The organism is Thalassobacillus sp. C254, assembly GCF_001310615.1.
Genome location: NZ_BAXQ01000008.1, coordinates 94,998 through 119,287, shown reverse-complemented (window position 1 = coordinate 119,287; position 24,290 = coordinate 94,998). Strand labels below are relative to the sequence as shown.

Genomic DNA, 24,290 nt, shown 5'->3' with positions numbered 1-24,290 from the left:
CCCTCCATTAAATAACTTTTGCTTCTTCTCTCAAGTGCTTTACAAGCTCTTGAACTTGATTTTCAATTTCTCCCTCCAGGATTTTGCCCTCTCCTTTTTCCGGGGGTAAAAACCTTCCTGTCGTGGAAGTCTTAGCTTCTACATCCTCTTCCTCAAGATCTAAATCATCCAGATCCAATGTTTCTAATGGTTTTTTCTTCGCTTTCATAATCCCTGGCAAGGAAGGATACCTTGGTTCATTTAACCCTTGCTGACAAGTAACAAGCAATGGGAGAGAGGTTTCAACAATTTCAATATCCCCTTCAACATCCCTTTCTGCTGTCACTGCTTGTCCCTCAACGTCAAGCTTTGTGATCGTAGTTAATTGGTTGATGCCCAGTCTTTCAGCAATACGGGGACCAACCTGTCCTGCCCCATCATCTACCGCCACATTCCCGCTTAAAATAATATCTGCTTCCTTGTCTTTTAGATAGGCTGTTAAGATTTCAGAAATGGTGAAGTGGTCGATTTCCTCATCTACATCCTCTGTATCTAGTAAAACCGCCTTGTCCGCTCCCATGGCGAGAGCCGTTCTAAGTTCCTTTTCAGCATCTTCATCGCCCGCTGTGATTACTGTTACCTCTCCACCATGCTTGTCTCGAAGCTGTATAGCCTCCTCGATCGCATATTCATCGTAAGTTTATAATAAATTCAACTCCGTCATCATCGATCATTCCATTTTTAATTACTATTTTTTCCTCAGTGTCAAAGGTTCTTTTCATGATTACAAATACATTCATCTTGTTTACCTCCTTATGTAGATTTTTTCACTTTTAAATGTCCCTGTGCCTTTTGCCAGCAGTACATCTTCATGGCTGTACATCTCACTCTCACACGTTACAATCCGGTACCCCTGATGAAGAATCTTTGCAGATGCCACGATATCTCCTTCTTTGACCGGGGCTAAAAAATTAATATTCATGTTAACGGTCACAATATCTTTCTCCACAGCCTGCCGCACTGCCAGGCTCATAATGTTATCAAGCATCGTAGCGTAGACACCGCCATGCACAGTCTGGTTCGTGTTTAACAAATATTTTTTTATTGGCAGTTTTAATAAAATGACGTCTTTTCCAGCGTCCAATATTTCAAAACCTAAATGAGAAAAGAAAGGACTCGTTTCAAAGCGTTGTCTTAGGGTCTGCGACGAACCGGACATAGGATCTCCTCCTTATACACCTTTAAATTCTGGTTTTCTTTTTTCTAAAAACGCTGTGGTCCCTTCTTTCTTGTCATCCGAGTTAAACAAGATTGCCTGTGAGAGCTTTTCAATCATCAATCCCGTTTTCATGTCCGTTTCATAACCTGAGTGAACGGATAGCTTGGCCAGCTTCACTGCCAATGGCCCCTTGGCGAGGATCTGGTCAGCAATGGACTTTGTCTTCTCAAACAGTTCCTGAGGAGATGTGGTGTCACTTACTAATCCAAATTGCATGGCTTCCTCGCTGGAAATGATTTTTCCAGTAAGAATCCATTCCATTGCCTTCCCTTTTCCAACAAGTCTTGACAGCCGTTGTGTACCTCCTGCTCCGGGGATAATTGAAAGGTTAAGCTCAGGTAATCCAAATTTAGCTGCAGTAGAAGCCACCCTAATATCACATGCCATTGCAAGCTCACATCCGCCTCCAAGAGCATACCCATTTACCATGGCGATCGTTGGTTTTTCATAGCTTTCAATGTAATCATAAACCTGCTGCATGCCATTGTTTGTTAAGGCATCTGAAGCTGTTTTCTTTGTTAGCTGGGATATATCTGCGCCTGCAGCGAATGATTTTTCTCCCTGCCCGGTAAAAATAACACATCTGATTTGATCATCGTTTTTTATGCTTTCCAGTGAAGTAACAATTTCATCTAACGTTTCTTTATTAATCGCATTTCTAACTTCCGGCCTGTTAATCGTGAGTAACGCAAGCTGTTCTTCTTTTTCGACTAAAATGTGTTGAAAAGTCATTTGTACCTCCTGATTTCATTTTGAAAGTTTTGAATATTTCATCTATAAGAATAGAATCCTTTGCCAGTCTTCCTCCCTAGCTCTCCTTTGTTAACTTTATCTATAATAATCTGTGAGGGTTTATCTTCTTCATTGCCAGATTCCTTATATCGTTGCTCTCTCACGCTATAATGAACATCTAATCCCGTTAAATCAATTAATGCAAAGGGACCAATTGGATGGTTTAATGCCTTTGTACAGGCAAGGTCGATCTCTTCTGCTGTCGCGATTTCATTTTCATACAGATAAATGCTTCATTCATTACCTTTCCAAGGATACGGTTCGCCACAAATCCTGATATTTCTTTTTTCAAAAGAATAGGTGTTTTATTTAATTTCTTCGCTAATTCAAAAGCGGTTTGAGATGTTTCTTCTGACGTATGAGGACCTTGAACCACTTCGACCATTTCCATGACCAATGCCGGATTAAAAAAGTGAAAGTTGCAAACTTTTTCTGGCCGATTAGTATGATGGGCAACTTTAGAACTGACAATCGTAGAGCTGTTTGTCGATAAAATGGCATGTGGAGGAGCAAGCTTGTCCAGCTTTTCGAAAAGTTCTTTTTTCACTTCAACGTTTTCAATAATTGCTTCAATAACAAAATCACTGTTATTTACAGCATCCTCCAGGGAAGATAAAAAGGTTAAACGGGAAAAAGCCTCCTCAACTTCCTTCTTAGAAACCTTGCCTTTTTCTGCCCTTTTATTTAACCGGAACCGCAGCTCTTTTTCGGCTTTCCCCAGGCTCTCTTCATTAATGTCCTGCAGCTTAACGTCGAATCCAGATAGTGCAGCTACCATTGCAATTTGAGAACCCATCGCTCCGGAACCTATGACACTGATTTCTTTTATTTGGTCAACACTCATCGTTGCAGCCCTCCATTTTTTTAGTTCTTCTTAAGGGTTATTCATCTGTTCCTTGCTCTTGGTAATCTCTTCATCTACTAGTTTTCTTCTTAACACTTTCCCGACCGTAGTTTTAGGAAGTTCGCTGCGAAAGGCAATTTCCTTTGGAATTTTGTAGCGTGCCAGTCTCGTTGAACACCATTCGATAATCTCCTCTTCACCAGGCTCATGTTATCCCTCGGTACAATCACAGCTTTTACGGTTTCCCCTCTGTATGAGCTCGGTACGCCAAACACACATACTTCCTTGATCGCAGGGTGTTCATATAAAACTTCCTCAACTTCTGCTGGATAAATATTGTAGCCGCTCGCGATAATTAAATCTTTTTTCCTTCCAACAATATAGAAGTATCCCTCTGAATCCATGGTGGCCAAATCACCCGTATACAACCAGCCATTACGAAGGGCAAGAGACGTTTCTTCCTCATTATTCCAGTAGCCTTTCATGACTTGGGGTCCCTTTATCACGAGTTCTCCCACTTCTCCAACAGGTACTTCTTCCTCTCCATTATGCTGCTCCACAACCTTCGCTTCAGTGTTAGGCAGCGGGATTCCAATGCTTCCTGGCTTTCGATGGTCCCCTACTGGATTCCGATGAGACACTGGTGAACATTCTGATAACCCGTATCCTTCTATGATTGGTGAATTGGTTTTCTCCTCAAACTCTCTCATTAACTCAACAGGCATTGGGGCAGACCCTGAAATACATCTCTTTAATGAACGTAAGATTTCCGGTGATGCCTCAGGATGATTGATGATCGCAATATACATGGTAGGAACACCGGAAAACAGGGTGGGTTTATGCTCTTTCATAATGTCAATAAAATGATCGATATCAAACCGTTTCATACAAATAATTGCAGCGGCCCTCATCACTCCAAGATTTAAACAACTAGTCATACCGTACACGTGAAAAAATGGTGACACCGCCAAACACTCTCTCCCCGGGACGCTTTAAACCGTTTGTAGTAAAAATGAAGCTTTGATACACGTTCGCTACTAAATTGAAGTGAGTGAGCATCACACCCTTGCTTTTTCCAGTCGTTCCTCCAGTATATTGAAGGACAGCTAAATCTTTTTTCGGTGCAATAGATACTTCAGGAACCTCCTTAGAATGGCCCCTTTCTATCAAGTCATACAGGCTGTATTCATCTTCACCTAAAGTGTCTTTTTCATTCGTTTACGGTATAAATATTTTTAGTAATCTGTGAGATTTTTATCTCTGACATTTTCCCTCGCTGAACGTAGTTACTAAAAAACCAGGAAGACCGTGAATTTTCTAATAAATACTCCAGCTCCCCTATTTGATACATCGGGTTAACCTGAACCACAATACCTCCTAATCGAAGGACTGCATAATAACAAACACAATATTCAGCTGAGTTAGGAAACATCAGTGCAGCCCGGTCTCCTTTTTTAAACCCAAGCTGAGATAACGAAGCAGCAAGACAATCTACCTTTTCCTTAAACTCCTGATAGGAAATTGTTTGATTGTCATCAATTATCGCCGCTTGTTCCGGATAATCCTTCGCTGACCTGTCTAAGAGTTCATAGAGGCTAATAGAAGGTATTTCAATTTCTTCAGGTATATCCTCAGGATAAAAAGCATGCCAACGTTTTTTCAATCTTCTTCCTCCTTATTTTTTTGCTTCATTTAGAATGTGCTTGGCGACTATTATTCTCTGAATCTCATTTGTTCCTTCATAAATCTTTGTAATTCGGGCATCCCGGTAAAATCTTTCCACTGGATACTCAGCGATGTAACCCATACCGCCATGAATTTGAACTGCTTTATCTGCTACTTTGTTAAATACCTCTGAAGCGTACATTTTTGCCATTGATGCTTCTTTGATTGCTTTTTTACCTTCATCAATCAACCTTGCCGCATTCATTGTTAATTGCTTGGCAGCTTCTGTTTCTGTAGCCATATCTGCAAGCATCCATTGAATTCCTTGGTTATCTGCTATAGGCTTTCCAAACTGTACTCGCTCTAAGGCATATTCAGCTGACATTTCAATCAGCTTCTCTGAAGAGCCTACAGCTCGTGCAGCCAGGCCTACCCTGCCTTCGCCCAGAATTGTTAACGCGGAAACATATCCCATTCCTACTTCACCAATCACATTCTCCTCTGGCACCACACAGTCTTCAAATATGATCTGTGAAGTGTAAGAACCTCTAAGACCCATTTTTTTATCTTCCGCTCCCACGCTAAACCCCGGGAAATCTTTTTCAACTAAAAATGCGGTAATGCCGCCTTTGGCTCCTTTTTCCTTATCAGTTACAGCAAACACTGTGATAATATCTGCAATGGGACCATTGGTTATAAAATGTTTCATTCCATTTAGTATCCATTTATCCCCTGCCTTTTCTGCCCTGGTGGATAAGTTTGTTGCATCAGATCCGGCTCCCGGTTCTGACAAGGCAAACGCTCCTATTAAATTACCTGATGCCATATCCGGAAGATATTTTTGTTTAAGGTGGTCTGATCCCAGCCTTACTAAACCCGTGCTGCCGATTCCTGTATGTGCGCTAATTAACGAAACATATCCATTATGTGTTCTGCCTAACTGCTCTAGCACTACGGCCTTCCCGCATGTATCAAGCCGATTCCCCCGTACTCTTCTGGAATGCTGAGGCCAAAAAGCCCTAATTCTTTCGCTTTCTCTACAAGATGCTGAGGTATTTTATCTTCTTCTTCTATTTGCTGAGCATAAGGTTCTACTTCATTTTCCACAAAGTTTCGAATCATCGTTTTCATTTGAGACACTTCGCTAGCTGTAGCTACCATTTTGACACGCTCCTTATCTTCTTTTTCATACACCTTATATATAAGCAAGATTCGTGCCAAATAAAAAAGCGCTATATAACAGCGCTTTCATATTTCAGGTAAAATACAAAGATTCATTTTTGAATTATTTTCTGAATTCACTCTATTTTCTGTAATTCATTTTTGTATTATGAACCAAAATTGAATTACAGAGTTTCCGTATCAATAGAAAGGCCATATTTTTTCAGTTTTCTTACAACTGTTGCCTGGCTGGTTTCCAGGTGTTCTGCAATTTCATAAGTTGTAGACCATTTTTTTACCGCTGTAGATAATACCTTTTTTTCTGCTTCTTCCACACTTTTCTTTAAAGGGAGTAATGTACTCTCGGGGACGTATTCATATCCTTCTTTATATTCGTCTGGAAGGTCGCCAAAGGATAAACTCTTTGCGGGGCAGGTTATCATCATACGTTCAACCAGATTAGATAATTCTCTGACGTTCCCAGGCCAGTGATACCTTAGGAAAAATTCTGTTAATGTACGGTCTGCTGTTTTATTCATTTCATATTTTTTATTGTACTTATTAACTAAGGACTGCACCAAAGGCAGAATATCTTCTTTTCGCTCCCTGAGTGGCGGCACAAAAACCGGCACTACGTGCAGACGGTAATATAGATCTTCTCGGAACGTCCCTTCCTTTACCATCTTTTTTAAATCCTTATTTGTGGCTGCGATTACTCTGACATCTACTTTTTTTGTTTTTGTTCCACCGATTCGCTGAATCTCCTTTTCTTGAAGTACCCTGAGAAACTTCACCTGCAGCGGTTCGGGCATTTCTCCTACTTCATCCATAAATAAAAAACCTCTATCTGCCATTTCAAACAACCCTGGTTTTCCTGAGCGGCTGGCTCCTGAAAAGGCCCCGGCCTCATATCCAAATAATTCAGATTCTAATAGATCTTTAGGAAGAGCACCGCAATTAATTTTAATAAAGTTTCCACTGTCATAGCGATTGCTCACGCGATACAAGTGCCTGGCTAATACATCTTTCCCTACACCTGTTTCTCCTAAAATCAGCACCGTCGTATCTACCTGAGCTAATCTTTCTGCGGTGTTAAAAAGGTCCAGCATCTTTTCGCTTTTAATTACCACCTCAGGATCTTCCTTTGTATAGGCTTTAAGTCTTTCAAGCTGCTGTTCGTATTTTTTATTTAATTGCTGTACTTCGTTTAGTTGTTCATGCAGCTCATTTAGTTCTGACAAGTCTCGAATGTTGGTTACAATTTTCTCAATTTCCCCATTTTCATTAAAAATAGGGCTGCCCGTCATTACCGTTTTTTTCTGATTAAAATTCTTTTGAACGACATTCACCGTTTTTTTTGCTTTCAATACTTTTGTTGTGACAGATTCTTTTAATATCCCTCTTTTCATAAGATCATGGACGTTTTTTCCTATGTAGTAATGCTTGGGGATGCCTGATATTCTTTCTATGGCTGAATTTGTTTTTAATGTATTTCCTTCATGATCTGTGATGTATATCCCATCATAGGAGCTTTCAATGATGGCATCGAGCTCACGGTTTGACTTATTAAGTTCCTTAATCTTCTCCTTCATTCCAGCGTATTCTTCCCCTTGCACTGCTATATAGTTGAAAATACCATGACTAGAAGGATCGTTTGTTTTTCGCATAAAAAATAGAAAACATCGGTCTTGCAGTTTCCCTAAAAATGTTTCTTGGTCCGTGCGAAAATCAGAAAAGACAGAATCAGCTTTGTCACCCGCTGCGACTTTCCCCTGGAAAAGTTCAAATGCAGCATCGTTTAAGGACTGTATGGTAGTTTCGTGATCAGTAGTGAATGAAGCAAACGGGAAATGTAATATACTCATGGGAGCCATCAGCCTTTCCTTACATCTATAAAGGTCAATAAAGAGTAAAGCGTTTCCAAAACAGGCGTATCCACTTCTAACCTTCTTGCCTTTTTAACGAAATATCCGCATAATGCTTCAACCTCCATGGGCTTTCCCTTTTCTCTATCCTGAAGCATAGAGGTTTTGTGATGTCGTACTAAGGCGGCATCAGAGAAAACTTGGTCTATTGCTTTTTTAGTCACTTTAATATTTGCTTTCTTTGCTACTTCTACGATTTCCTTTAATACAAGCTCTGCTGTTTTATTTAATTCAGGAGAATCTAATATCTCGCCTACAGCAGCTCCAGTTACAGCAGACAGAGGATTAAAAGTGACATTCCAAAGAGACTTCGCCATTTTCTTTCAATGATGCGGTCGCTTGACCTTGCATTGATCCCGCTGTTTTCAAACAACTGTACAACCTCTTTTGCCTTTTGGCAGTTATCATCTGATAGGCTTCCAATAAAAAATAAATGGTTTCCTTCTTGTTTCACTGCGCCTGGGGCGGCTACCTGAGCAGAAATATGTGCAGCACCAGATAACACCTGCTTCTCTCCATAAAGATCAGCTAACACTTCTTCGTTGCTCACTCCATTTTGAAAGGTTAGGATTGATGCTTCCTTTTTGACAAAAGGCATCATTTCCCTGGCTGTCTTTAACGTATCCGGTGATTTAACCGTAAACAAAATAAGGTCTGCCCCTTTTATGGCATCCATAGAATCAGTAAACGTTGCTTTTATGGTTTTTTCGTGGTTGTTTGTTTTTAAAGTCAGACCATTTTTCTTCATTTGCTTAAGATGTTCTCCTCTGGCAATCAATGAAACGTTCATGCTTTCATTGCTCAACATGCCGCCAAGATAACTTCCAATAGCTCCTGCCCCAACTACTGCAATATTCATAGCATCCTCCTTACGACTAAAAATGTCATTTACCTTTCTTCTATATGGGAGAAACCATTTCCTTTTATCTATCTTTGTAAAATCTTCGTCTGGCGTTCTCTGCTTTGAACCCAAAGGCTCAAGTGGACAATCCATCCCAGCCTTTCTCTCGCATTCCCGGTGAGATGAGACAACGCTGGTGTGGCACCTGCAGATTCTGCCATAAAACATATCCCTTTATCTGTTACAGAGCCATAAATAAAAGCATACCAGAAGCTTCCAGCATGCTTTCCTTCAGTATTTACTTACTTTAAGAACCGGCCTCGCTGGCGAAGCAGCTCTCTGTGAAGCTGAACATTTTTCTCAAAAGCAGCTCTGCCATGCAGCCAGAATAAATTATTCAGCATAACCAGATTCCCTGTTGGAAGTTTTAACTCAATGACATTTTCATCTTCCTCCATAGAAGAAGAAAGATCTCGTAAATACTTCGCCTGTTGAATAGATTCAGGATAAGCAAATTGGTCGATAAAGCAAATGCATGGGTTGTTATTTTTCAGGAAGAAGGTTTTGCGCTTTACTTCTTCTTGTACATTTTTACTTGCAGGAGCTTTGTAAGTAAATTCATAAGAAGCTAAAGGATCTTTAGTAAAACGATCAAGCTCCTTCCAATCATCCAGGTGCAGAAGCCTTGATTCTCCACCAACGCATGTTCTTCAGCCATTTTCATCATTAGCAGCCAGTCAGTTGGCTCATCTACAAATGTCCCGTCAGTGTGCAAGGTAAACCGCCTATAAGCCTGCCTTAAATAAGAATCACTGTTATCAGTATCCTTCACTGTAAACCTTGCATAGTACTTTCCTGACATAGCATCGAAGTTGGGCTCTCCTATTAAATGACTTAAAGCAGTAGAGAATAGGATATATTCACCTATGTCATTCGTTTGTTCTTTCACCCCAATCGTAAATCCTCCTGATGCCCGGTCATGGAGAATACTGTTAATCGTTTGGGAAAAAGAGGTCCCTGCAATTTCTTCAAGCTTTGCCGCTGCGATAAATCGGTTGTAAGGCACATATTCCAGTCTTTCTGTGCTCATATCCTTTAGCTCGGAAAAGAATTGTCTTATCACAGCATCACTGATTTCAATATGATACAGTCGGTTGCTTTGCGGATGCTTCCTTACTCGAAACGTGTTCTCTTCCTTTACAAAATCTCTTTTTACATCCTGTTCAAGCATACTCATGGTTCATTCCTCCTCTGAAATTAAACATAAAAAGCCAGCTATACTGTGGGGTTGCACAGTACAACTGGCTTTAGATTACTGGTCATGCTCTACGGAAATAGAGTCATAGTAACTAAACAGCTGAAGAGTTATATAGGTGAATTCGCGTATTCCTTCATTCACGATTCTTCAGGTTCTACCCTGAGAAGGTGAGTGGGTAACTGATTACAGTGTAAAACAGCTTAAGCCTATTGTCAACATATATTCAAAATATTCTATCACTTATTATGATTGACTGGTGAGAGCATTTTCTTTCTTCATGCCTATCAACCTTGTCACTTCTTCACCGATTTGGATGGAAGCTGTGGCTGCTGGTGAAGGAGCGTTACAAATGTGAAAGCTGTTTTTCCCAGTCACAATATGAAAATCATCGACAAGGCTTCCATCTGCCTTTAAAGCTTGTGCTCTTACTCCAGCCGGTGCAGGCTCCAAGTCATCTCCGGTTATTTCAGGAATCAGCTTTTGGAGGCTTTCCACAAACTTAGCTTTGCTGAATGAGCGAATCATTTCTTCTGATCCTTCTTTTACATAATTTCTTGCCAGTTTCCAAAAGCCGCTGTACCCCATGACTTCCATGAAATCTTTAAGTAAAAAGTCAGTCTTTCTGTATCCTTCTCGTTTAAAGCTAAGAACTGCATTGGGTCCCGCTTCTACTTCTCCATCTATCATTCTGGTAAAGTGGACTCCTAGAAATGGGAAGTCTGGGTTAGGCACAGGATAGACAAGATTTTTAACAAGTCCCTTTTTTCCTCTTTAAGAGTATAATACTCTCCTCGAAACGGGATCACTTTCATGTCTGTATGATAGCCCGTTTTTCTTGCTATTCGATCACTGTGAAGGCCGGCACAATTAATTAACGTTTTGGCTTGATAGGTGCTGTGCTGTGTCTCTATGGTTACCTGGGACTCCTCTTCTGTAATATTTTGAACCTCAGTATTAAGAAGCATTGTCCCTCCGCCCTTTTCAATCAGCGAAGCAAAAGTCTCACTGACCTGCTTGAAATTAACAATTCCTGCTGAAGGAACATGAATCGCCGCAAGGCCGTTCACGTTAGGTTCCTTTTCCTTCAGCTCTTCCCTGCTTATTTTTCTAATGTTTAAGCCGTTCTCCAACCCACGTTTGTAGAGGTTATCTAAACGTGGCAGCTCCTGGTCATTAGTGGCAACAATAACCTTTCCGCAGACATCATGGTCAATGTTATGCTCTTGGCAAAACTCTACCATCGATTGATTGCCCGCCTTTGCGAACCTTGCTTTGTAGCTTCCCGGTTTGTAATAAATTCCAGAGTGAATAACACCACTGTTATGTCCAGTTTGGTGAGAGGCCCAGCTTTCTTCTTTTTCAATCATTAAAATGGAGGCCCCAGGGAACCTTTTTGTTAGGGAGTGCCCTACAGAAAGGCCAACAATTCCACCACCTATAATCGCATAATCGTACATTAGCTTCCTCCTATTCCCTGATTAAAATGCAAAAAAGCCAGTCTTCTCCCTTTTCAGGCGGGGTGACTGGCTATAACCTATTTGTAAATGCTCTTCACGCTTCTGAAGAATCATAGGCTACTCAGTATGATTCAAAAAATTTTGCCTTTCCCTTCTCTGGCCCTGTCAGGGGCTGCCTGACTAGAAGAGAAGGAGTATCCACCTAATACTGTATACTCCTTTTTAAATTATGTCAATGTTCAGACTTGTTCACTTATTTCTTAGAAAGTGTGTATGAAACTGAATATGTAAATCTTTAATGGCTGCTAAAATTGCGTTCTTTGCTTTTCCATGATAGTGGGTTTCCACCGCTTTTAGTATAATTTCTACACTGTCCTTGAGACTGTATCCTCTTAACAAATGATGAATATATTCCCTTCCATGTTCTGTCGCCAGAGTACAGGAGGCTTGAAGTATCACTCCATACTTTCTGTCTACTTCTGCTGTGACTGTCAACGTATTAAACACACTTTGCGCCGCCATGCCTTCAGGAAGTCTTGCATGGCCGGCAATAAATGCAATGTTGCCATTTTCCATGTACTTTTACTCCTCTCCGCACTTTTATTCTATATTATTACAAATAGAGGAGAGAACCAACTCTACTCTGCCTGCTATGAATCGTTTAATAGAGAGTTTCTCTTTTTGCTGTTAGATAGCTTTCTTTGAATCTACTTCCATGCCGCTCTCCTTATCCTTGCCTTCTGGAAGAACATATGAAAAAGAATCTTTATATTCCTTTAGTTCTACGCTGACATCTATTGATTGAATCCCCTCTAATTGTGATAATTGATGATTCACAAAATGAACGAGGGATTCATTGTTTCTAAAATAAGCCTGTATAATTAAATCATGCATGCCGGAAAAAGCTCCGACAAAACGAACTTCCTGAAAGCTCTTAAGCTTTTTGGCAATATCCTCTTGCTTCCCCAGCTGTGTTGAGAAACCGATAATTGCCTGAACATGCAGGCCCACCTTGTCAGGATTCGTATGAACCACAAATTCAAAGACCCCATTGTCGAGCATTTTTTTAACGCGAGAACGGACTGTCCCTTCACTAACCCCTAGTAAATCAGCAATATTACTGTAAGGGCGTTTCCCATTTTCCTGTAAAAATCCCAGGATAGAAAAATCCACTTTATCCAGCTGTTGCATTTTCCCCACTCCTCATCTCAAGGATGTAATATTTACAATTATAGGTAATCATTTTATGTCTTACAAGGTATTATCCAGCACACTCTTTGAAGCTTTTATTACATACCATACACTATTGAAAAATGTCGAACTTTCTTAGCAACAGACTGACTAAAAAAGCAGACATGAATTCAGCAGAAAGGTACCTTTTTTCCATGTGAACAGTCTCCAGCCTGTCATTCTCTTCTTTCACAATTAAAAAACCTTTCTTCTTCCAGAAAGTTAGTCCCCCCGGCAAAAACTCATGTGTATGAAGATACATTGTTTGATAGCCGGTTTCGCTACAAAACTGGACAGCTCTCTCATATAATCTTGAACCAATGCCTTGCTTGCGGCTATCACTTTTTACGTAACATTTAATCAGTTCACAGGTGTCCGGTAAGCAATACCGACCTTGTAAAGCGGTAATTCTGTCGTCATAGGACCGGACAGCAATTGTTCCCAAAACATTCCCTTCGGAAAAAGCGGCTAAAAAAATGGCTTTATCCCTAGTAATAAACAGCTTTTCCATCTCGGTAATATCTTTTTTAGCATTATCGCTTAAAGGAAAAGGATAAACTTCTGCCATGGTGGGGAGCAAAAATGCGGCTACATTATCAATTTCCTCTGGTTTCACCTCTCGTATTTCAATCATGAGTTCCTCCTGTGCTATGTACTAAAATTCAAGCAAAGTAACCTTTATTCAGTAAAGTAAAAATTACAGCTGACTAACCATTGGCATTATTCCACGTACCTGGTGGATTTCTTGGTTGCCTAGGGATGGCCTTTTTTGTAAGCAGCAATATCTATTACCCTGCAGCTCTCTTCCTATATGAAGCAAACAGATATGGGCATGTGCCGGCAGGACACTTTCAGGTACGATACTAACTCCTGTTTTTTTCTACCATTGAAACAATAGCATGATCATCAGCTAATTCATAAATAATTTTGCTTTTATATGAAATTTTATTTTATCAGTTAAGAAGATGGAGCCGTAGAACGGGCTTAAAGAATTATTATAACAAAAAGATATGTTGTTTCTCTTAATTTTTTAAAGGTATCGTCCCTTCATATTGCAAGTCAAGCGAGTGAGGTTTAGGTATGAGAACTGAAAGGAATTACCATTAATACCTTGAAAAAAAACTTATGTTTGATTAGGAACGTAAAGAGCATTGTCTCACCCTTACATTTACGTTGATACGCTCACGTTCGTTTTTTAATAGCTCACGTTCGTTTTTTAATAGCTCACTCAAAAATACGTTTGATTACTTACCTTCAGGAGGCACACGATGAGATTTGCAGGTGTAGGCTTAGTTATCCTGGCCGCTATATGCTGGGGCATTAGTGGGGGAATTGGAGATATCTTAATGAACAAGGGCTGGGACCTATCGTCATTTCCTTTTACCGAGGGGCTGTTGCTTTTATATGTTTTTTAGCTTGGTTTCTCTTTCGCTTTAGAAAAAATTGGATCTTTTCTACTCGTTTATACATATGGTCCCTGTTGGCAGGGCTTGGTGTTGCCGGAAATTTCACATTTTATTTTCTCAGTATCCAGGCATCAAGCGTCGCTGTTGCTGCTACTTTAATGTACACCGCACCTGTGTTCGTCCTTTTAATTTCCTTTTTATTTCGGCTGGAGCGTTCGACCTGGTTTAAATGGGGATGCATTACCGGTGTGCTTGTGGGGATTATCCTGCTTACAGGTGCCTACAGTACCGATTCGATATCAGTGAGTGTTCTAGGGGCGGCAGCGGGGCTTGCTGCGGGGCTTTTCTATGCATTGTTTATATTCGGGTTTAAAAATGCCTCTTCTACCGGAAATCCGCAAATCACGTTAACCATTGCATTTTTTTCCTTTTGTATCATCCTTTTTCTTTTTGCGGACAATGCAGAAGCCGCTAGTGTGGTGACGTCAAGCGACATAGGATGGTTCCTTCTCTTAGGGATCTTGGGGGCTGGACTTTCATTTATATTTTATGTAATTGGAATTCGGCGGACTACCCCGACAACTGCTTCGATGGTCGCTATGGTAGAGCCGGTAACAGCTTCATTATTTGGCGTTATGCTTCTTGGAGATCATTTGACAACCATTCAACTTTTTGGAATGGTAATCATCCTGCTTACAATCACCGTACTTAGTGTGAAGCAGTCCAATTGAGTATGTTTCCAGTACTTTACATTAACACAGGTCCTCTGTAGTTTCATTAATATAATGGTCGTTCTTCTGCGTCTGGCTTTGTCTTCTCAAGACATGTAAATAGTTTACTTCCCTTCTTGAACGGTATTATTCTTCTTGTCTAGTTTGAGAAAGGAGGATTTTATGCCGCAAATTCAAGAAGGAAAAGAGTATCTAGATGTAAAAGCAGGACGCTTTCGGCTGTATTTTTATAGAAGATATAAGGTCATTACTGTCATTAACGACCTGCTCATTGGCATCTTATTTGTTATTGGAAGTTTGCTGAACTTTTCTTCTCAAACAGAAATATTTGGCATGGTGGCTTATTTACTAGGAAGTATTTTCTTGTTTATCCGCCCTCTTCTTAGACTGATTCGCAATACTTCTTTAAGAAGAGATATAACCGACAAAGACACGTATACCACAGACGGTTAGTTTCGTTTTGAAGGATCCTGCTTTTATGTTTTATCTGCCTTACCCCTCCCAGCTTCCTCCTTCTGAATCTCTTCTTTCTTCTTTATCACCTTTTATAGTACAGTGAGTTGAACTCTTCCTTATCACAGGATTCTCTACACCTGGTGGTTACCATAAAGGTTGTTTCGCAGGAAACGAGGCGTATCAAATTATTGGTGAAGGAGAGGAAACTTCTCCTACATATTAAAGACACTTGCACTGCGTATTGAGGGATAAAATTACAAAAAGAAGAGCGGTGACATAGAAAATGCAGCCGCTCTTCTTAGTTCTGTATAATTATCTTTTTAAGAATACTCTCTCATCAACCGTTCATTTCCCCCACAACGATCGTTAGGTATCTTTCAGCTTATTCTCTTGTTGTTTCACTTGCCATAGTCTATGGAGATGGGTGACAAATACCTTGCTGACGGCATACGTGGGAACGGCAAGGAGCATCCCGACAATACCCAAAAATTGTCCCGCTACAAGCACTAAAATCAATACAGTCACCGGGTGCATTGAAAGCTTTTTGCCCATTACCTGTGGTTGAAGCAGAATGCTTTCAATTTGTTGAATGATCACAATGATAATAATCACAAGCAGAGCCATAAATGGAGATTGCAAGATCCCGACTATTACGGCAGGCACCGCACCAAGCCAAGGACCAACGTATGGAATTACATTGGTCATCATGGCAAAGAGCGCAAGAATTAATGCATAGTCCAACCCAATAAGCGTAAATGCAATGTAACAAAGAATTCCTATAAAGGAACAAACGATAAGAATTCCTTGAATATAATTACTTAACATCTTATCCATACCACTAAGAATACGGCTCGCTTCTTTTTTATTATCTTTCTCCTGAATAAAATGGAGAATACTATTTGGAAACTTTTCTCCTTCTTTTAACAAGTAAAAAAGAATAAAAGGAATAACAAACAGGGCGATTAATACATTAAACACGGCACCGACAAAGCTTAAAGTGTTAGGTACAATATTCGACATAATGTTGTTAATAACAGACCCAGCTTGCTCTATCTGCTCTTCAACTTGAAATAGTTCCGTTAAATCAAATCGTTGTACCAGTTCATGCTGTTGAATCTGTATAAGCAGCTGCTGCATTTCAGAAATAATTACTGGCATGCTGTTGACTAGACTATTCATTTGATTTTCAATCTCGGGAACAATAAGTGAAAGGAGAGCTACAATTAAAGCGGCAAAACCGAAAAACAATAGTAAAATCGCAAGTGTTCTTGGCATTTTCTTACTCAGCCTGTGAACAATAGGTCTAAATATGTAAAATAGTATTCCTGCTATTACAATGGGAAAAAAGACTGTTTGGAAAAATACAAGCAGAGGGATAAAAATCCAGTCAATGAGCGTCCCTAAATAGATAATTAAAAAAATAATAATAATTGCCGACCCAGTTTTTAAAAACTTATTATACATGTAACCACTCCTGCAAAATAAATAGGACAGTATTCAAAGAAACTAAAAAAGCAGGATACCCTTAAAGTCAGGACTCATTTTAGATAAGTCTTGTGCATCTTTTACTAAATATATGACAAATCGGATCAGGAAATCAATGAAACCACGTTCTGCAAAGGAATCTATTTATTAACATACCCCTTAAAGTAACGAATATAGATGTCAAGGATGGAACGAAAAAGGATAGAATGAGTAAAAAGAACAAAAAAACGTAACCTCGACGGTTACGTTGTGATTATGTATGGTGGAGCATAGCGGGCTCGAACCGCTGACCTCTACACTGCCAGTGTAGCGCTCTCCCAGCTGAGCTAATGCCCCATTTCCTATTATTCAGACATGTTTAATTATATAATGTTTCCTGGCAGTTGTCAATTTATAAAATGAAGTCAAGAATCAGCCAGCCAATAGCCCCAAATACAGCCGTAACCGCCGCTTCTCTTACTTTTTCTTTTCTCAGCTTCTTTTCCTTCACCCAATCGAGAAGGATCCACCCTAAAAATACAGCAATCCCAAAAATCAGTGCTTGAATCATTCTCTATCACCCGCTTCCTCTCTGTCCGTTCCTAACTATAGCAGATGAAGGTTGAATGAACAAGAGGTTGGCTATACTGAAGCTACTACTCTTTTTTGGTCTGGAGGATGTATGAAAATGCTTCCTTTTCATAAGCTTACTCAGCAATTTGCTAAGTCTCACTTGCTAACGAGACTATTTTTAGTAATTGGGATTATTATTATTAGTATAAGCTGGCTGATGCACCGGCTGGAACCACATACCTTTCCCACTTACTTTGATGCCGTCTGGTGGGCCATAGTCAGTGCTTCTACAGTGGGGTACGGCGATCTTGTACCTGATAGCACGATTGGGCGCGTTATTGCTATTATCCTTATTTTATTTGGAATTGGATTTGTCACCTTTTTTTGTTACATCCTTGGCTGCCACTACCGTTACAGAGGAAACACAATGGCGCCAGGGCAAGCTTTCCTGCCGTTATGAGAACCACTGCATTGTCATTGGCTGGAATGAAAAAAGCAGGCAGGTGATTAAAGAGCTGCAGAGGCAACATTCCCAAAGAGAAATTGTCCTCATTGACGAAACTCTTCAGCAGCCTCCCTTTCCCCGTCACTCAAGTGTTCACTTTATTCAAGGGAACCCTAACATAGATGAAACCTTGCAGAAGGCGAATATCTCCAAAGCTGCAAGTGTACTCATAACCGCAGGAAGATCAATGAATGAACAAGACAGCGATGCACGGACGATCTTAACTCTTCTGGCAGTGAAAAGCAATAGCGATAAGGCAATGGTAACTGTTGAAATATTAACTCCTGAACTTCTCGCCAACGCAAAAAGAGCCGGTGCAGATGAAGTCATAGAATCGACTTATGTGACCAGCCTTTTGATGAGCGGAAGTACGATTTATCCTGGAGTAGCAAGTATCATAACCGATTTACTTGAGCATGAGGACCAGTATAACCTCAAGATGACTGAAATAAAAGATGAATGGGTGGGGCTTTCCTTTGAAGAGCTTTTACACGAATTCAGAAAAGAAGGCAAGCTGCCTCTCGGTGTAAAAAGACAGGGGAAAATGCTGTTAAATCCTAATGCTCCTTTTTTTGTGTCCCATGAAGACTCCATTCTCTTTGTAGACCATTAGGTTAACAATGTGGCTTCCAGCTCTTCTATTAACAAACGGCCTGTTTCTAAGTACTTGTTAGGAACGGCCGCATCGTTTACAACTGGCTTTTGGAACTGGTTGAATAAGGCATTATAGTTGTAGACGACATCATCAATCCCTTCCTCATATTGATGAGTTAATAAAAACGGGCGTCCAAGCTCCACGGTTACACCTTTTGTTTCAACCTCTCCATCAATAGTCCGAAATGGCAGCCTCAGGAAATGGTATCCATGGTCATCGTCTATTTTATAGTCAAAGTAACCATGATCATAATCCCAATTTCCTCCAATTCCATACCCTAAAGGCTGCAATTTCTCCTTTAATGTTTCCATTTTGAATTTATGTTCTTCAATTCTTGACTGAAGTTGGATCATTGTCGATTACCCCCTTTACCTGGTTAGCTTCGACATTTCTATCCTTTTTCATACATCAAGAAGAACGGGACGTATCAACAGTAAAAAACCCGGTCCTGATCAATCAGAACCGGGCTGGCTGTTATTTTTTCAAGCGGTTTTCAAGCTCTTGCTTCTGCTCTTCAAATCCAGGTTTTCCAAGCAAAGCAAACATGTTTTTCTTATAATCCTCTACTCCTGGCTGGTCAAACGGGTTTACACCTAAAAGATAGCCGCTGATCGCGCAAGCTTTTTCAAAGAAGTAAACCAGGTAACCAAAATGGTACTCATTCATTTCTGGAATCGTAACAATCAAATTAGGTACCTTTCCATCGGTGTGAGCTAAAAGAGTACCTTCAAACGCTTTTTTATTTACAAAGTTCATTGTTTCGCCGGAAAGATAGTTTAAGCCGTCTAAGTCGCTTTTATTTTCTTTTAAGGTAATGTCATTGCCCGGCTCTTCAATTTGCAGGACAGTCTCGAACAGGTGACGGCGGCCATCCTGCACGTATTGTCCCATGGAATGAAGGTCTGTAGAAAAATTAACCGAAGCCGGGAACAATCCTTTTCCATCTTTTCCTTCACTTTCGCCAAATAGCTGCTTCCACCACTCAGAAACATACTGAAGCCTTGGCTCATAATTAACAAGAAGCTCGATCATATTACCTTTTTGGTAAAGAGCATGGCGTAAGGCCGCATATTGGTACGCCTCATTTTTTTCCAGGCTGTCTGTGGAAAGAGCTTCTCGTGCATCTGCTGCTCCTTTCATCATGCTTTCGATGTCAAGGCCGGACGCAGCAATCGGCAGAAGTCCCACAGCCGTTAAGACAGAATAACGACCGCCTACATCATCTGGCACGACAAATGATTCAAACCCTTCTTCAGAAGCAAGCGTTTTTAAAGCTCCTTTTTCTTTGTCGGTCGTCGCATAAATCCTTGACGCCGCTTCTTCTTTCCCATACTTATTTTCCATCCACTCACGGAAAATGCGAAAAGCAATGGCAGGCTCGGTCGTAGTCCTGATTTAGATATTACGTTCAGTGATACATCCTTCCCTTCAATGATGTGAAGCAAATCGTTTACATAAGAAGGACTAATATGATGTCCGGCAAAGTAAATTTCAGGGCCTTTACGCTGTTCTTTTGGAAGCTGATTTCTAAACGTATGGTGTAAGCTCTCCAATGCTGCTTTGGCTCCTAAGTATGAACCGCCAATACCTATCACTATAAGTACATCAGAGTCCCCGCTAATTTTGTCGGCGGCTTGCTGGATGCGTGAAAATTCCTCTTTATCATAATCTGCCGGCAGATCCACCCATCCCAAAAAGTCATTTCCTGCACCTGTTTTATTATGAAGAGCCTCGTGAGCCTGGGTAACGGCTCCTTGCAGCTGACTGATTTCTTCTTCTCTCACAAAATCCAAAGCATTACTGTAATCCAAGTTTAGTTGATTGCCCATAGCATTTTTCCCTCCTATTTCTAACACGTCTTCTATCAATGTAAAGAAGCCAAACTGACAAATCAAGACGTTTTCCAATTGTAATCGTCTTCAGCTGCAAATATATTTTATTTCTCTATAATGAGTCTCTGAGAATTTTTTCGACAACCTCTCTGTCCTGTGTTAAAAACGAACCATACGAGCCATTGACTAAGGCTTATCTGCTATGGTTCCCAAACTGTCTTCTCCAATATTATAATCTTTCAGGCGGCTTGGAGCGCCCAGATTACCCCAGAACTCCTGGAGCTTATCGATTCCTTCCAATGCAGCCTCTCTTTCACTTTTATTGCTCTTATCTACATTAAAAACCTGCTCTGCCAAACGAGACATACGCGTGATTCCTACCTCTTTTTCAATGGTCTGCTTAAGCCAGTTTGGAAATAAAACAGCGAGTCCTCCGGCGTGGGGTATATCATGCACAGCTGAAACAGCATGCTCCAGGTTATGTGTTCCCCAGTCACCGCGGCTCCCATTTGAAGGACGCCATTTAAAGCCATGGTTCCACAGTACATAATTGTTTCCCGGTATTCATAATTTTCTGGTTCAGCCATTAATTTAGGGCCTGTCTCAACGCAAACCCTAAGCAGAGATTCTGCCAATTGGTCTTGCACCGGTGTGTTGGTTTCCACATGGAAATAGGTTTCAATTACGTGGCTCATCATATCAATAATTCCAAATGCTGTTTGATCAGCAGGCACAGAATAAGTATAAACAGGATCCAGTATGGAAAAAGCAGGATAAACAAGAGGATGGGCCACCCATGTTTTTCATTCGTCTCCCAGTTTGTAATTACTGAATTAGCATTCATTTCTGAACCGGTTGCAGCCAAGGTGAGCACTGTGCCCAGCGGCAAAGCTTTGTCCGGCTTTGCTTTTTTCGTGACGACATCCCATACGTCAACATCGCTTGCGGCTCCTACAGCAATAGCCTTGGTGCAATCAATAACACTTCCGCCGCCTACTGCCAGAAGAAGGTCGATATTATTTTCTTTTGCAAGCTGCACTCCTTTATTTACCGTAGAAAGTCTTGGATTTGGCTCAACTCCAGAAAGCTCTGTCACCTTTATATTCTGGCCCTTTAATTCGCTCAGCACTTCATCGTAAATTCCATTTTTCTTAATGCTTCCTCCTCCATATACAAGGAGAACATTGTCACCAAATGATTTCGCTTCTTTTCCCAGGTTGGCAATCATTCCTTTTCCAAAATGCAGTTTCGTCGTGTTTTGAAAAGTAAATTCTTTCATTGCAGCCTCCAGTAAATAGACATATTGATTGTGCCTGTCTTACATTTAATCGAAAAAGCAATCCCTGAACAATGCTATCTTATATAAAATCACAGGGTAAAAAAATAAGATACTCAAAAAAATGAAGGTTACATGCATAAAGTACTTCTCTTTATTTCATTCTATACCTACAGACCCTATTCCCTGCTTATGGGGGAAGTTTTCGTCCTATTTTCTTTAAGATGAAGGGTGGAAAAAGTAAAGGGAGGTGAAGAATAATGAGCGGAATACAACGTACAGCTTTGGTTCTCGCCATGATCGGAGCAATTAATTGGGGACTTATTGGTTTTTTTGGTTTTGACCTTGTCGCAGCAATCTTCGGTGGTCAAGCAGCAGCCATTTCCCGTGTAATCTATGCAATTGTAGGGATTGCAGGGATCTATTGTATCTCTATCTTATTTAAACCTGATAGCGAGCTTCAAAGAAGCCCAGAAACACAACGCTAACACCTGTCAATTGTTCATGGCTTCTTAATTATGTACAGGCCGCCCGGAGCTATCGCTTCGGGCTTTTATGCTTTTTCTTCCTCGTCTGCATAGCTGAGAGCTGAAATGTGCCGGGGGGATTTGAATAAAATTCAATCCTTTCTTCAACTCTGCCCCCTCTCCTGTATCACTGGCTATAAAATAAAAAAGTCCGAGCTTTTACCCCGGACGTTTTTATATTGCTTATTTACGAACTCTTTTGTTCAGGTCTGCTTGAATCTCATTTGATTGCTTCAACCAGTCCTTAAGCTTGTCTTCAAGAGTATTAAAACCCTGACTTTTCTGTTGAGTTCCGGCTGCGGCGCCACTTCGGTTGTTTGGCTTATTGCCGCCTTCGCGACGTGGAGCTCCTTTTCCTTCTGGGGCTGGCTGAGTATCTTTAATAGAAAGGGAAATCTTTCCTGACTCATTATCAATGGATTTGATTTTTACTTGCACTTCATCTCCTACGGATAACACATCATTAATATCTTTCACGAAGCCGTGAGTCACTTCTGAAATGTGTACAAGTCCTTGTTTCTGGTCATCAAGAGCCACAAAAGCACCAAACGGTTTAATCCCAGTTACTTTTCCTTCAACGATACTACCTACTTCATATTGCTGTACCGACATGAAAACATCTCCTAACTATTTTTTAACCTATAAAGTATATCACAGGTGGCTTAACACAGCAATTTGGATATAATACTTATTCCATCAATACAAGTAGTGTAAACACCTTTTGAAAAAGGCCTGCGCTGTGCCTTCCCGGAAAAATATAAAAGTTGACAAACAGTCTCTACATAGCTATTGTGAACCATGTTGAGAATTCAAAAGGAGAGAATATTTTATGGCTAATCGAGGAGAACAATGGTCTTCTAAGATCGGTTTTATTTTAGCTGCTGCTGGTTCGGCCATAGGGCTTGGAGCTATTTGGCGACTTCCTTATGTAGCTGGAACCAACGGTGGCGGGGCATTTTTTGTTATTTTTCTACTTTTCACCTTATTATTAGGGACTACGTTATTACTGGCTGAGTTTGTCATTGGCCGGCGTACCAACAAGAATGCGATCCAAGCGTATAAGGAAATTGCTCCCAACAGCTTGTGGCACGGAATTGGGATACTTGGAGTGGTAACCTCCTTTCTTCTCCTTTCCTTTTACTCAGTGGTCGGCGGCTGGATTCTTACTTACTTTATCCGGAGCTTAACTGGGGGATTGACTGATCCGGCAACCGGAGATTTCGGTGAGTTATTTGGGAGCATTATCTCAAATCACTGGGAAGTTGGTGCTGCCCATCTTGGATTTATGCTTATCACGATCTTAATTGTCCAAGGGGGAATCCAAAAAGGAATTGAGCGGGCAAGCACCTGATGATGCCACTGTTGTTTATCCTGTTTCTTATCCTTGTGATTCGTTCCGTAACCTTGGAAGGCGCAATGGAAGGAGTAACGTTTTTCCTTCAGCCAGATTGGAGCGAAGTGACAAGCGAAACGATTCTTTTTGCACTGGGACAGGCTTTCTTTTCCTTAAGCCTTGGGGTCTCTATTATGGTAACATACAGCTCCTACTTGTCTAAAAAAGACGATCTGGTCCGTTCTGCTACATCCATAGTAGGTCTCAGTGTATTCATCGCTGTTCTTGCCGGCTTGGCGATATTCCCGGGGGTTTTTGCATTTGGACTTGAACCAGATGAAGGGCCTAGTCTCATTTTCACTGTTCTGCCTGCTGTGTTTAGTGAAATGGCTTTTGGCTCTGTGTTTTTATCCATGTTTCTTGCTTTATTATTATTCGCTACTTTGACCTCAGCCTTTTCACTGTTAGAAATTGTTGTAGCTACAACATCAAAAAGCGATCCGGCAAAACGAAAGAAAATGGCTTGGAGCATGGGTCTCATTATTTTCCTCATCGGAATTCCATCTAATTTGTCATTTGGACTTCTTGGTGAATGGCTTATTTTTGGGGATACTTTTTTTAATCAATTAGACTTTCTAGTTTCCAATATTCTGCTGCCTCTTGGCGCATTGCTGATTTCAATATTTGTTCCGTTAAAAATGAGTAAGTCAGCCTTGCAGGAGGAGCTTTTACGCAGTTCTAATTTAGGGTCCGGCTTTTTCAAAGTGTGGTTTATAACGATTCGTTACATTGCTCCAATTGCAATTGCCATTGCTTTCTTAAATGTGCTTGGAATACTTTAAACTGAAAGTGCCAGAGATATTTGGAGCTGTAATCTCCATCATCGCCTGATTGTAAGAGGAAAAGCACCCGCTGAAAAAATTATATTACAGCCAATTTTGGTGCCAGGCACCTTTTTTTAAAAATAGTGGATTATTTTATAGAATTCCGGGAATACTATTAATGCTATTCCCCCTCTTTCATGAGGCAAAGCCCGCTGCTTTGTTTTCTCTGTTGAAGAGGCTGTGAATCCAGTAATCTTTTTCTCCCCTTTCTCCGGTA

The 24,290-nt window shown here is 40.6% G+C and carries 22 protein-coding genes, 1 tRNA gene and 9 pseudogenes; 6 read left to right on the top strand and 26 right to left on the bottom strand.

Annotated elements, in window-relative coordinates; translation table 11 throughout:
• Positions 1–7: 7 nt before the first annotated feature.
• The 19 genes and pseudogenes from JCM19033_RS10045 to JCM19033_RS09980 all read right to left on the bottom strand — a co-directional run bounded on the left by JCM19033_RS10045 (position 8) and on the right by JCM19033_RS09980 (position 13,065).
• Positions 8–779: pseudogene (locus tag JCM19033_RS10045) on the bottom strand (electron transfer flavoprotein subunit beta).
• Between the two features lie 5 nt (positions 780–784).
• Positions 785–1,198 (bottom strand): PaaI family thioesterase, encoded by a 414-nt coding sequence (locus JCM19033_RS10040; protein WP_054636209.1) that lies wholly within the window; start codon positions 1,196–1,198, stop codon positions 785–787.
• A gap of 12 nt (positions 1,199–1,210) precedes the next feature.
• On the bottom strand, positions 1,211–1,990 hold the full coding sequence (locus tag JCM19033_RS10035) for an enoyl-CoA hydratase/isomerase family protein (protein ID WP_054636208.1): 780 nt from the start codon (positions 1,988–1,990) through the stop codon (positions 1,211–1,213).
• Positions 1,991–2,028: 38 nt separating this feature from the next.
• Positions 2,029–2,241, bottom strand: a complete 213-nt coding sequence (locus JCM19033_RS27405) for a 3-hydroxyacyl-CoA dehydrogenase family protein (protein ID WP_306301308.1) — start codon at positions 2,239–2,241, stop codon at positions 2,029–2,031.
• A complete protein-coding gene (locus JCM19033_RS10030; protein ID WP_306301302.1) occupies positions 2,214–2,894 on the bottom strand; it encodes a 3-hydroxyacyl-CoA dehydrogenase family protein in 681 nt (226 codons plus the stop codon). Before JCM19033_RS10030 ends, JCM19033_RS27405 begins: the two co-directional genes overlap by 28 nt.
• A 30-nt stretch (positions 2,895–2,924) precedes the next feature.
• Positions 2,925–3,044: a hypothetical protein gene (locus tag JCM19033_RS25585; protein WP_269758119.1), complete on the bottom strand. Its 120-nt coding sequence runs from the start codon at positions 3,042–3,044 to the stop codon at positions 2,925–2,927.
• Between the two features lie 5 nt (positions 3,045–3,049).
• Positions 3,050–3,832 (bottom strand): annotated as a pseudogene (locus JCM19033_RS22170) (AMP-binding protein); the annotation flags it as partial.
• Positions 3,825–4,064, bottom strand: a complete 240-nt coding sequence (locus JCM19033_RS22165; protein ID WP_198153475.1) for an AMP-binding protein — start codon at positions 4,062–4,064, stop codon at positions 3,825–3,827. The gene JCM19033_RS22165 and the pseudogene JCM19033_RS22170, both read right to left, overlap by 8 nt.
• A gap of 40 nt (positions 4,065–4,104) precedes the next feature.
• Positions 4,105–4,557: an AMP-binding protein gene (locus JCM19033_RS22160; protein ID WP_083465373.1), complete on the bottom strand. Its 453-nt coding sequence runs from the start codon at positions 4,555–4,557 to the stop codon at positions 4,105–4,107.
• 12 nt (positions 4,558–4,569) lie between these two features.
• Positions 4,570–5,720: pseudogene (locus JCM19033_RS28145) on the bottom strand (acyl-CoA dehydrogenase family protein).
• 185 nt (positions 5,721–5,905) lie between these two features.
• Positions 5,906–7,585 carry a sigma-54-dependent Fis family transcriptional regulator gene (locus tag JCM19033_RS10015; protein ID WP_083465381.1) on the bottom strand — a complete coding sequence of 560 codons (1,680 nt, stop codon included), beginning with the start codon at positions 7,583–7,585 and terminating at the stop codon, positions 5,906–5,908.
• Between the two features lie 8 nt (positions 7,586–7,593).
• On the bottom strand, positions 7,594–7,962 hold the full coding sequence (locus JCM19033_RS22155) for a ketopantoate reductase C-terminal domain-containing protein (RefSeq protein WP_083465380.1): 369 nt from the start codon (positions 7,960–7,962) through the stop codon (positions 7,594–7,596).
• Positions 7,914–8,504, bottom strand: a complete 591-nt coding sequence (locus JCM19033_RS10005) for a ketopantoate reductase family protein (protein WP_054636205.1) — start codon at positions 8,502–8,504, stop codon at positions 7,914–7,916. Before JCM19033_RS10005 ends, JCM19033_RS22155 begins: the two co-directional genes overlap by 49 nt.
• Before the next feature lie 68 nt (positions 8,505–8,572).
• On the bottom strand, positions 8,573–8,707 hold the full coding sequence (locus tag JCM19033_RS25570; RefSeq protein ID WP_269758112.1) for a hypothetical protein: 135 nt from the start codon (positions 8,705–8,707) through the stop codon (positions 8,573–8,575).
• Positions 8,708–8,788: 81 nt separating this feature from the next.
• Positions 8,789–9,723 (bottom strand): annotated as a pseudogene (gene glaH / locus JCM19033_RS10000) (glutarate dioxygenase GlaH).
• 264 nt (positions 9,724–9,987) lie between these two features.
• Positions 9,988–11,201 (bottom strand): annotated as a pseudogene (lhgO, locus tag JCM19033_RS09995) (L-2-hydroxyglutarate oxidase).
• Positions 11,202–11,450: 249 nt separating this feature from the next.
• Positions 11,451–11,777 (bottom strand): DUF3870 domain-containing protein, encoded by a 327-nt coding sequence (locus tag JCM19033_RS09990; protein ID WP_054636204.1) that lies wholly within the window; start codon positions 11,775–11,777, stop codon positions 11,451–11,453.
• A 111-nt stretch (positions 11,778–11,888) separates the two neighbouring features.
• Complete coding sequence (locus JCM19033_RS09985) at positions 11,889–12,392, bottom strand: Lrp/AsnC family transcriptional regulator (RefSeq protein ID WP_054636203.1); 504 nt, start codon at positions 12,390–12,392, stop codon at positions 11,889–11,891.
• A gap of 112 nt (positions 12,393–12,504) precedes the next feature.
• The gene (locus JCM19033_RS09980) at positions 12,505–13,065 is read right to left on the bottom strand and encodes a GNAT family N-acetyltransferase (RefSeq protein ID WP_054636202.1); all 561 of its coding nucleotides are present in this window, start codon (positions 13,063–13,065) and stop codon (positions 12,505–12,507) included.
• Positions 13,066–13,699: 634 nt separating this feature from the next.
• Between JCM19033_RS09980 and JCM19033_RS09975 the strand changes: the two are divergent.
• Positions 13,700–14,568 (top strand): annotated as a pseudogene (locus JCM19033_RS09975) (DMT family transporter).
• Between the two features lie 162 nt (positions 14,569–14,730).
• On the top strand, positions 14,731–15,021 hold the full coding sequence (locus tag JCM19033_RS09970) for a YrhK family protein (RefSeq protein WP_054636201.1): 291 nt from the start codon (positions 14,731–14,733) through the stop codon (positions 15,019–15,021).
• Between the two features lie 369 nt (positions 15,022–15,390).
• On the opposite strand, the gene JCM19033_RS09965 is transcribed toward JCM19033_RS09970, so the two are convergent.
• From JCM19033_RS09965 to JCM19033_RS24255, 3 genes are all read right to left on the bottom strand, one after another.
• Positions 15,391–16,488: an AI-2E family transporter gene (locus JCM19033_RS09965; protein WP_054636200.1), complete on the bottom strand. Its 1,098-nt coding sequence runs from the start codon at positions 16,486–16,488 to the stop codon at positions 15,391–15,393.
• 281 nt (positions 16,489–16,769) lie between these two features.
• Positions 16,770–16,845, bottom strand: a tRNA-Ala gene (locus tag JCM19033_RS09960).
• Positions 16,846–16,900: 55 nt separating this feature from the next.
• Positions 16,901–17,059 carry a hypothetical protein gene (locus tag JCM19033_RS24255; protein ID WP_198153474.1) on the bottom strand — a complete coding sequence of 53 codons (159 nt, stop codon included), beginning with the start codon at positions 17,057–17,059 and terminating at the stop codon, positions 16,901–16,903.
• Positions 17,060–17,110: 51 nt separating this feature from the next.
• Here JCM19033_RS24255 and JCM19033_RS09955 point away from each other — a divergent pair, with 51 nt between their 5' ends.
• Both JCM19033_RS09955 and JCM19033_RS09950 read left to right on the top strand, forming a co-directional pair.
• Positions 17,111–17,521: a potassium channel family protein gene (locus JCM19033_RS09955; RefSeq protein ID WP_054636199.1), complete on the top strand. Its 411-nt coding sequence runs from the start codon at positions 17,111–17,113 to the stop codon at positions 17,519–17,521.
• Entirely contained in the window at positions 17,433–18,179 is a 747-nt protein-coding gene (locus JCM19033_RS09950; protein ID WP_198153473.1) for a TrkA family potassium uptake protein, read from the top strand. Before JCM19033_RS09955 ends, JCM19033_RS09950 begins: the two co-directional genes overlap by 89 nt.
• Here JCM19033_RS09950 and JCM19033_RS09945 read toward each other — a convergent pair.
• The 3 genes and pseudogenes from JCM19033_RS09945 to JCM19033_RS09935 form a co-directional block, all read right to left on the bottom strand.
• Positions 18,176–18,574, bottom strand: coding sequence for a YugN-like family protein (locus JCM19033_RS09945; RefSeq protein ID WP_054636197.1), 399 nt, complete (start codon positions 18,572–18,574; stop codon positions 18,176–18,178). The two genes, JCM19033_RS09950 and JCM19033_RS09945, sit on opposite strands and share 4 nt — an antisense overlap.
• A gap of 121 nt (positions 18,575–18,695) precedes the next feature.
• Positions 18,696–20,050: pseudogene (locus JCM19033_RS09940) on the bottom strand (glucose-6-phosphate isomerase).
• Between the two features lie 115 nt (positions 20,051–20,165).
• Positions 20,166–21,332, bottom strand: a pseudogene (locus tag JCM19033_RS09935) (iron-containing alcohol dehydrogenase).
• A 257-nt stretch (positions 21,333–21,589) separates the two neighbouring features.
• Between JCM19033_RS09935 and JCM19033_RS09930 the strand changes: the two are divergent.
• Positions 21,590–21,817 (top strand): DUF378 domain-containing protein, encoded by a 228-nt coding sequence (locus JCM19033_RS09930; protein ID WP_054636196.1) that lies wholly within the window; start codon positions 21,590–21,592, stop codon positions 21,815–21,817.
• Positions 21,818–22,039: 222 nt separating this feature from the next.
• Here the strand turns inward: JCM19033_RS09930 and yugI are convergent, their stop codons facing one another.
• Positions 22,040–22,468 carry a S1 domain-containing post-transcriptional regulator GSP13 gene (gene yugI, locus JCM19033_RS09925; RefSeq protein WP_054636195.1) on the bottom strand — a complete coding sequence of 143 codons (429 nt, stop codon included), beginning with the start codon at positions 22,466–22,468 and terminating at the stop codon, positions 22,040–22,042.
• A gap of 217 nt (positions 22,469–22,685) precedes the next feature.
• Between yugI and JCM19033_RS09920 the strand changes: the two are divergent.
• Positions 22,686–24,031, top strand: a pseudogene (locus tag JCM19033_RS09920) (sodium-dependent transporter).
• Positions 24,032–24,290: the final 259 nt, after the last annotated feature.

What these genes read in the sequence shown, in the direction of transcription:
- JCM19033_RS09965 (WP_054636200.1), bottom strand. Translation starts at nt 16,488, where the DNA reads ATGTATAATAAGTTTTTAAAAACTGGGTCGGCAATTATTATTATTTTT.
- JCM19033_RS10030 (WP_306301302.1), bottom strand. Translation starts at nt 2,894, where the DNA reads ATGAGTGTTGACCAAATAAAAGAAATCAGTGTCATAGGTTCCGGAGCG.
- JCM19033_RS10015 (WP_083465381.1), bottom strand. Translation starts at nt 7,585, where the DNA reads ATGAGTATATTACATTTCCCGTTTGCTTCATTCACTACTGATCACGAA.
- JCM19033_RS25570 (WP_269758112.1), bottom strand. Translation starts at nt 8,707, where the DNA reads ATGGCAGAATCTGCAGGTGCCACACCAGCGTTGTCTCATCTCACCGGG.
- JCM19033_RS09980 (WP_054636202.1), bottom strand. Translation starts at nt 13,065, where the DNA reads ATGATTGAAATACGAGAGGTGAAACCAGAGGAAATTGATAATGTAGCC.
- JCM19033_RS10040 (WP_054636209.1), bottom strand. Translation starts at nt 1,198, where the DNA reads ATGTCCGGTTCGTCGCAGACCCTAAGACAACGCTTTGAAACGAGTCCT.
- JCM19033_RS24255 (WP_198153474.1), bottom strand. Translation starts at nt 17,059, where the DNA reads ATGATTCAAGCACTGATTTTTGGGATTGCTGTATTTTTAGGGTGGATC.
- JCM19033_RS09930 (WP_054636196.1), top strand. Translation starts at nt 21,590, where the DNA reads ATGAGCGGAATACAACGTACAGCTTTGGTTCTCGCCATGATCGGAGCA.
- yugI (WP_054636195.1), bottom strand. Translation starts at nt 22,468, where the DNA reads ATGTCGGTACAGCAATATGAAGTAGGTAGTATCGTTGAAGGAAAAGTA.
- JCM19033_RS10005 (WP_054636205.1), bottom strand. Translation starts at nt 8,504, where the DNA reads ATGAATATTGCAGTAGTTGGGGCAGGAGCTATTGGAAGTTATCTTGGC.
- JCM19033_RS09970 (WP_054636201.1), top strand. Translation starts at nt 14,731, where the DNA reads ATGCCGCAAATTCAAGAAGGAAAAGAGTATCTAGATGTAAAAGCAGGA.
- JCM19033_RS10035 (WP_054636208.1), bottom strand. Translation starts at nt 1,990, where the DNA reads ATGACTTTTCAACACATTTTAGTCGAAAAAGAAGAACAGCTTGCGTTA.
- JCM19033_RS09985 (WP_054636203.1), bottom strand. Translation starts at nt 12,392, where the DNA reads ATGCAACAGCTGGATAAAGTGGATTTTTCTATCCTGGGATTTTTACAG.
- JCM19033_RS09945 (WP_054636197.1), bottom strand. Translation starts at nt 18,574, where the DNA reads ATGATCCAACTTCAGTCAAGAATTGAAGAACATAAATTCAAAATGGAA.
- JCM19033_RS22155 (WP_083465380.1), bottom strand. Translation starts at nt 7,962, where the DNA reads ATGGCGAAGTCTCTTTGGAATGTCACTTTTAATCCTCTGTCTGCTGTA.
- JCM19033_RS09990 (WP_054636204.1), bottom strand. Translation starts at nt 11,777, where the DNA reads ATGGAAAATGGCAACATTGCATTTATTGCCGGCCATGCAAGACTTCCT.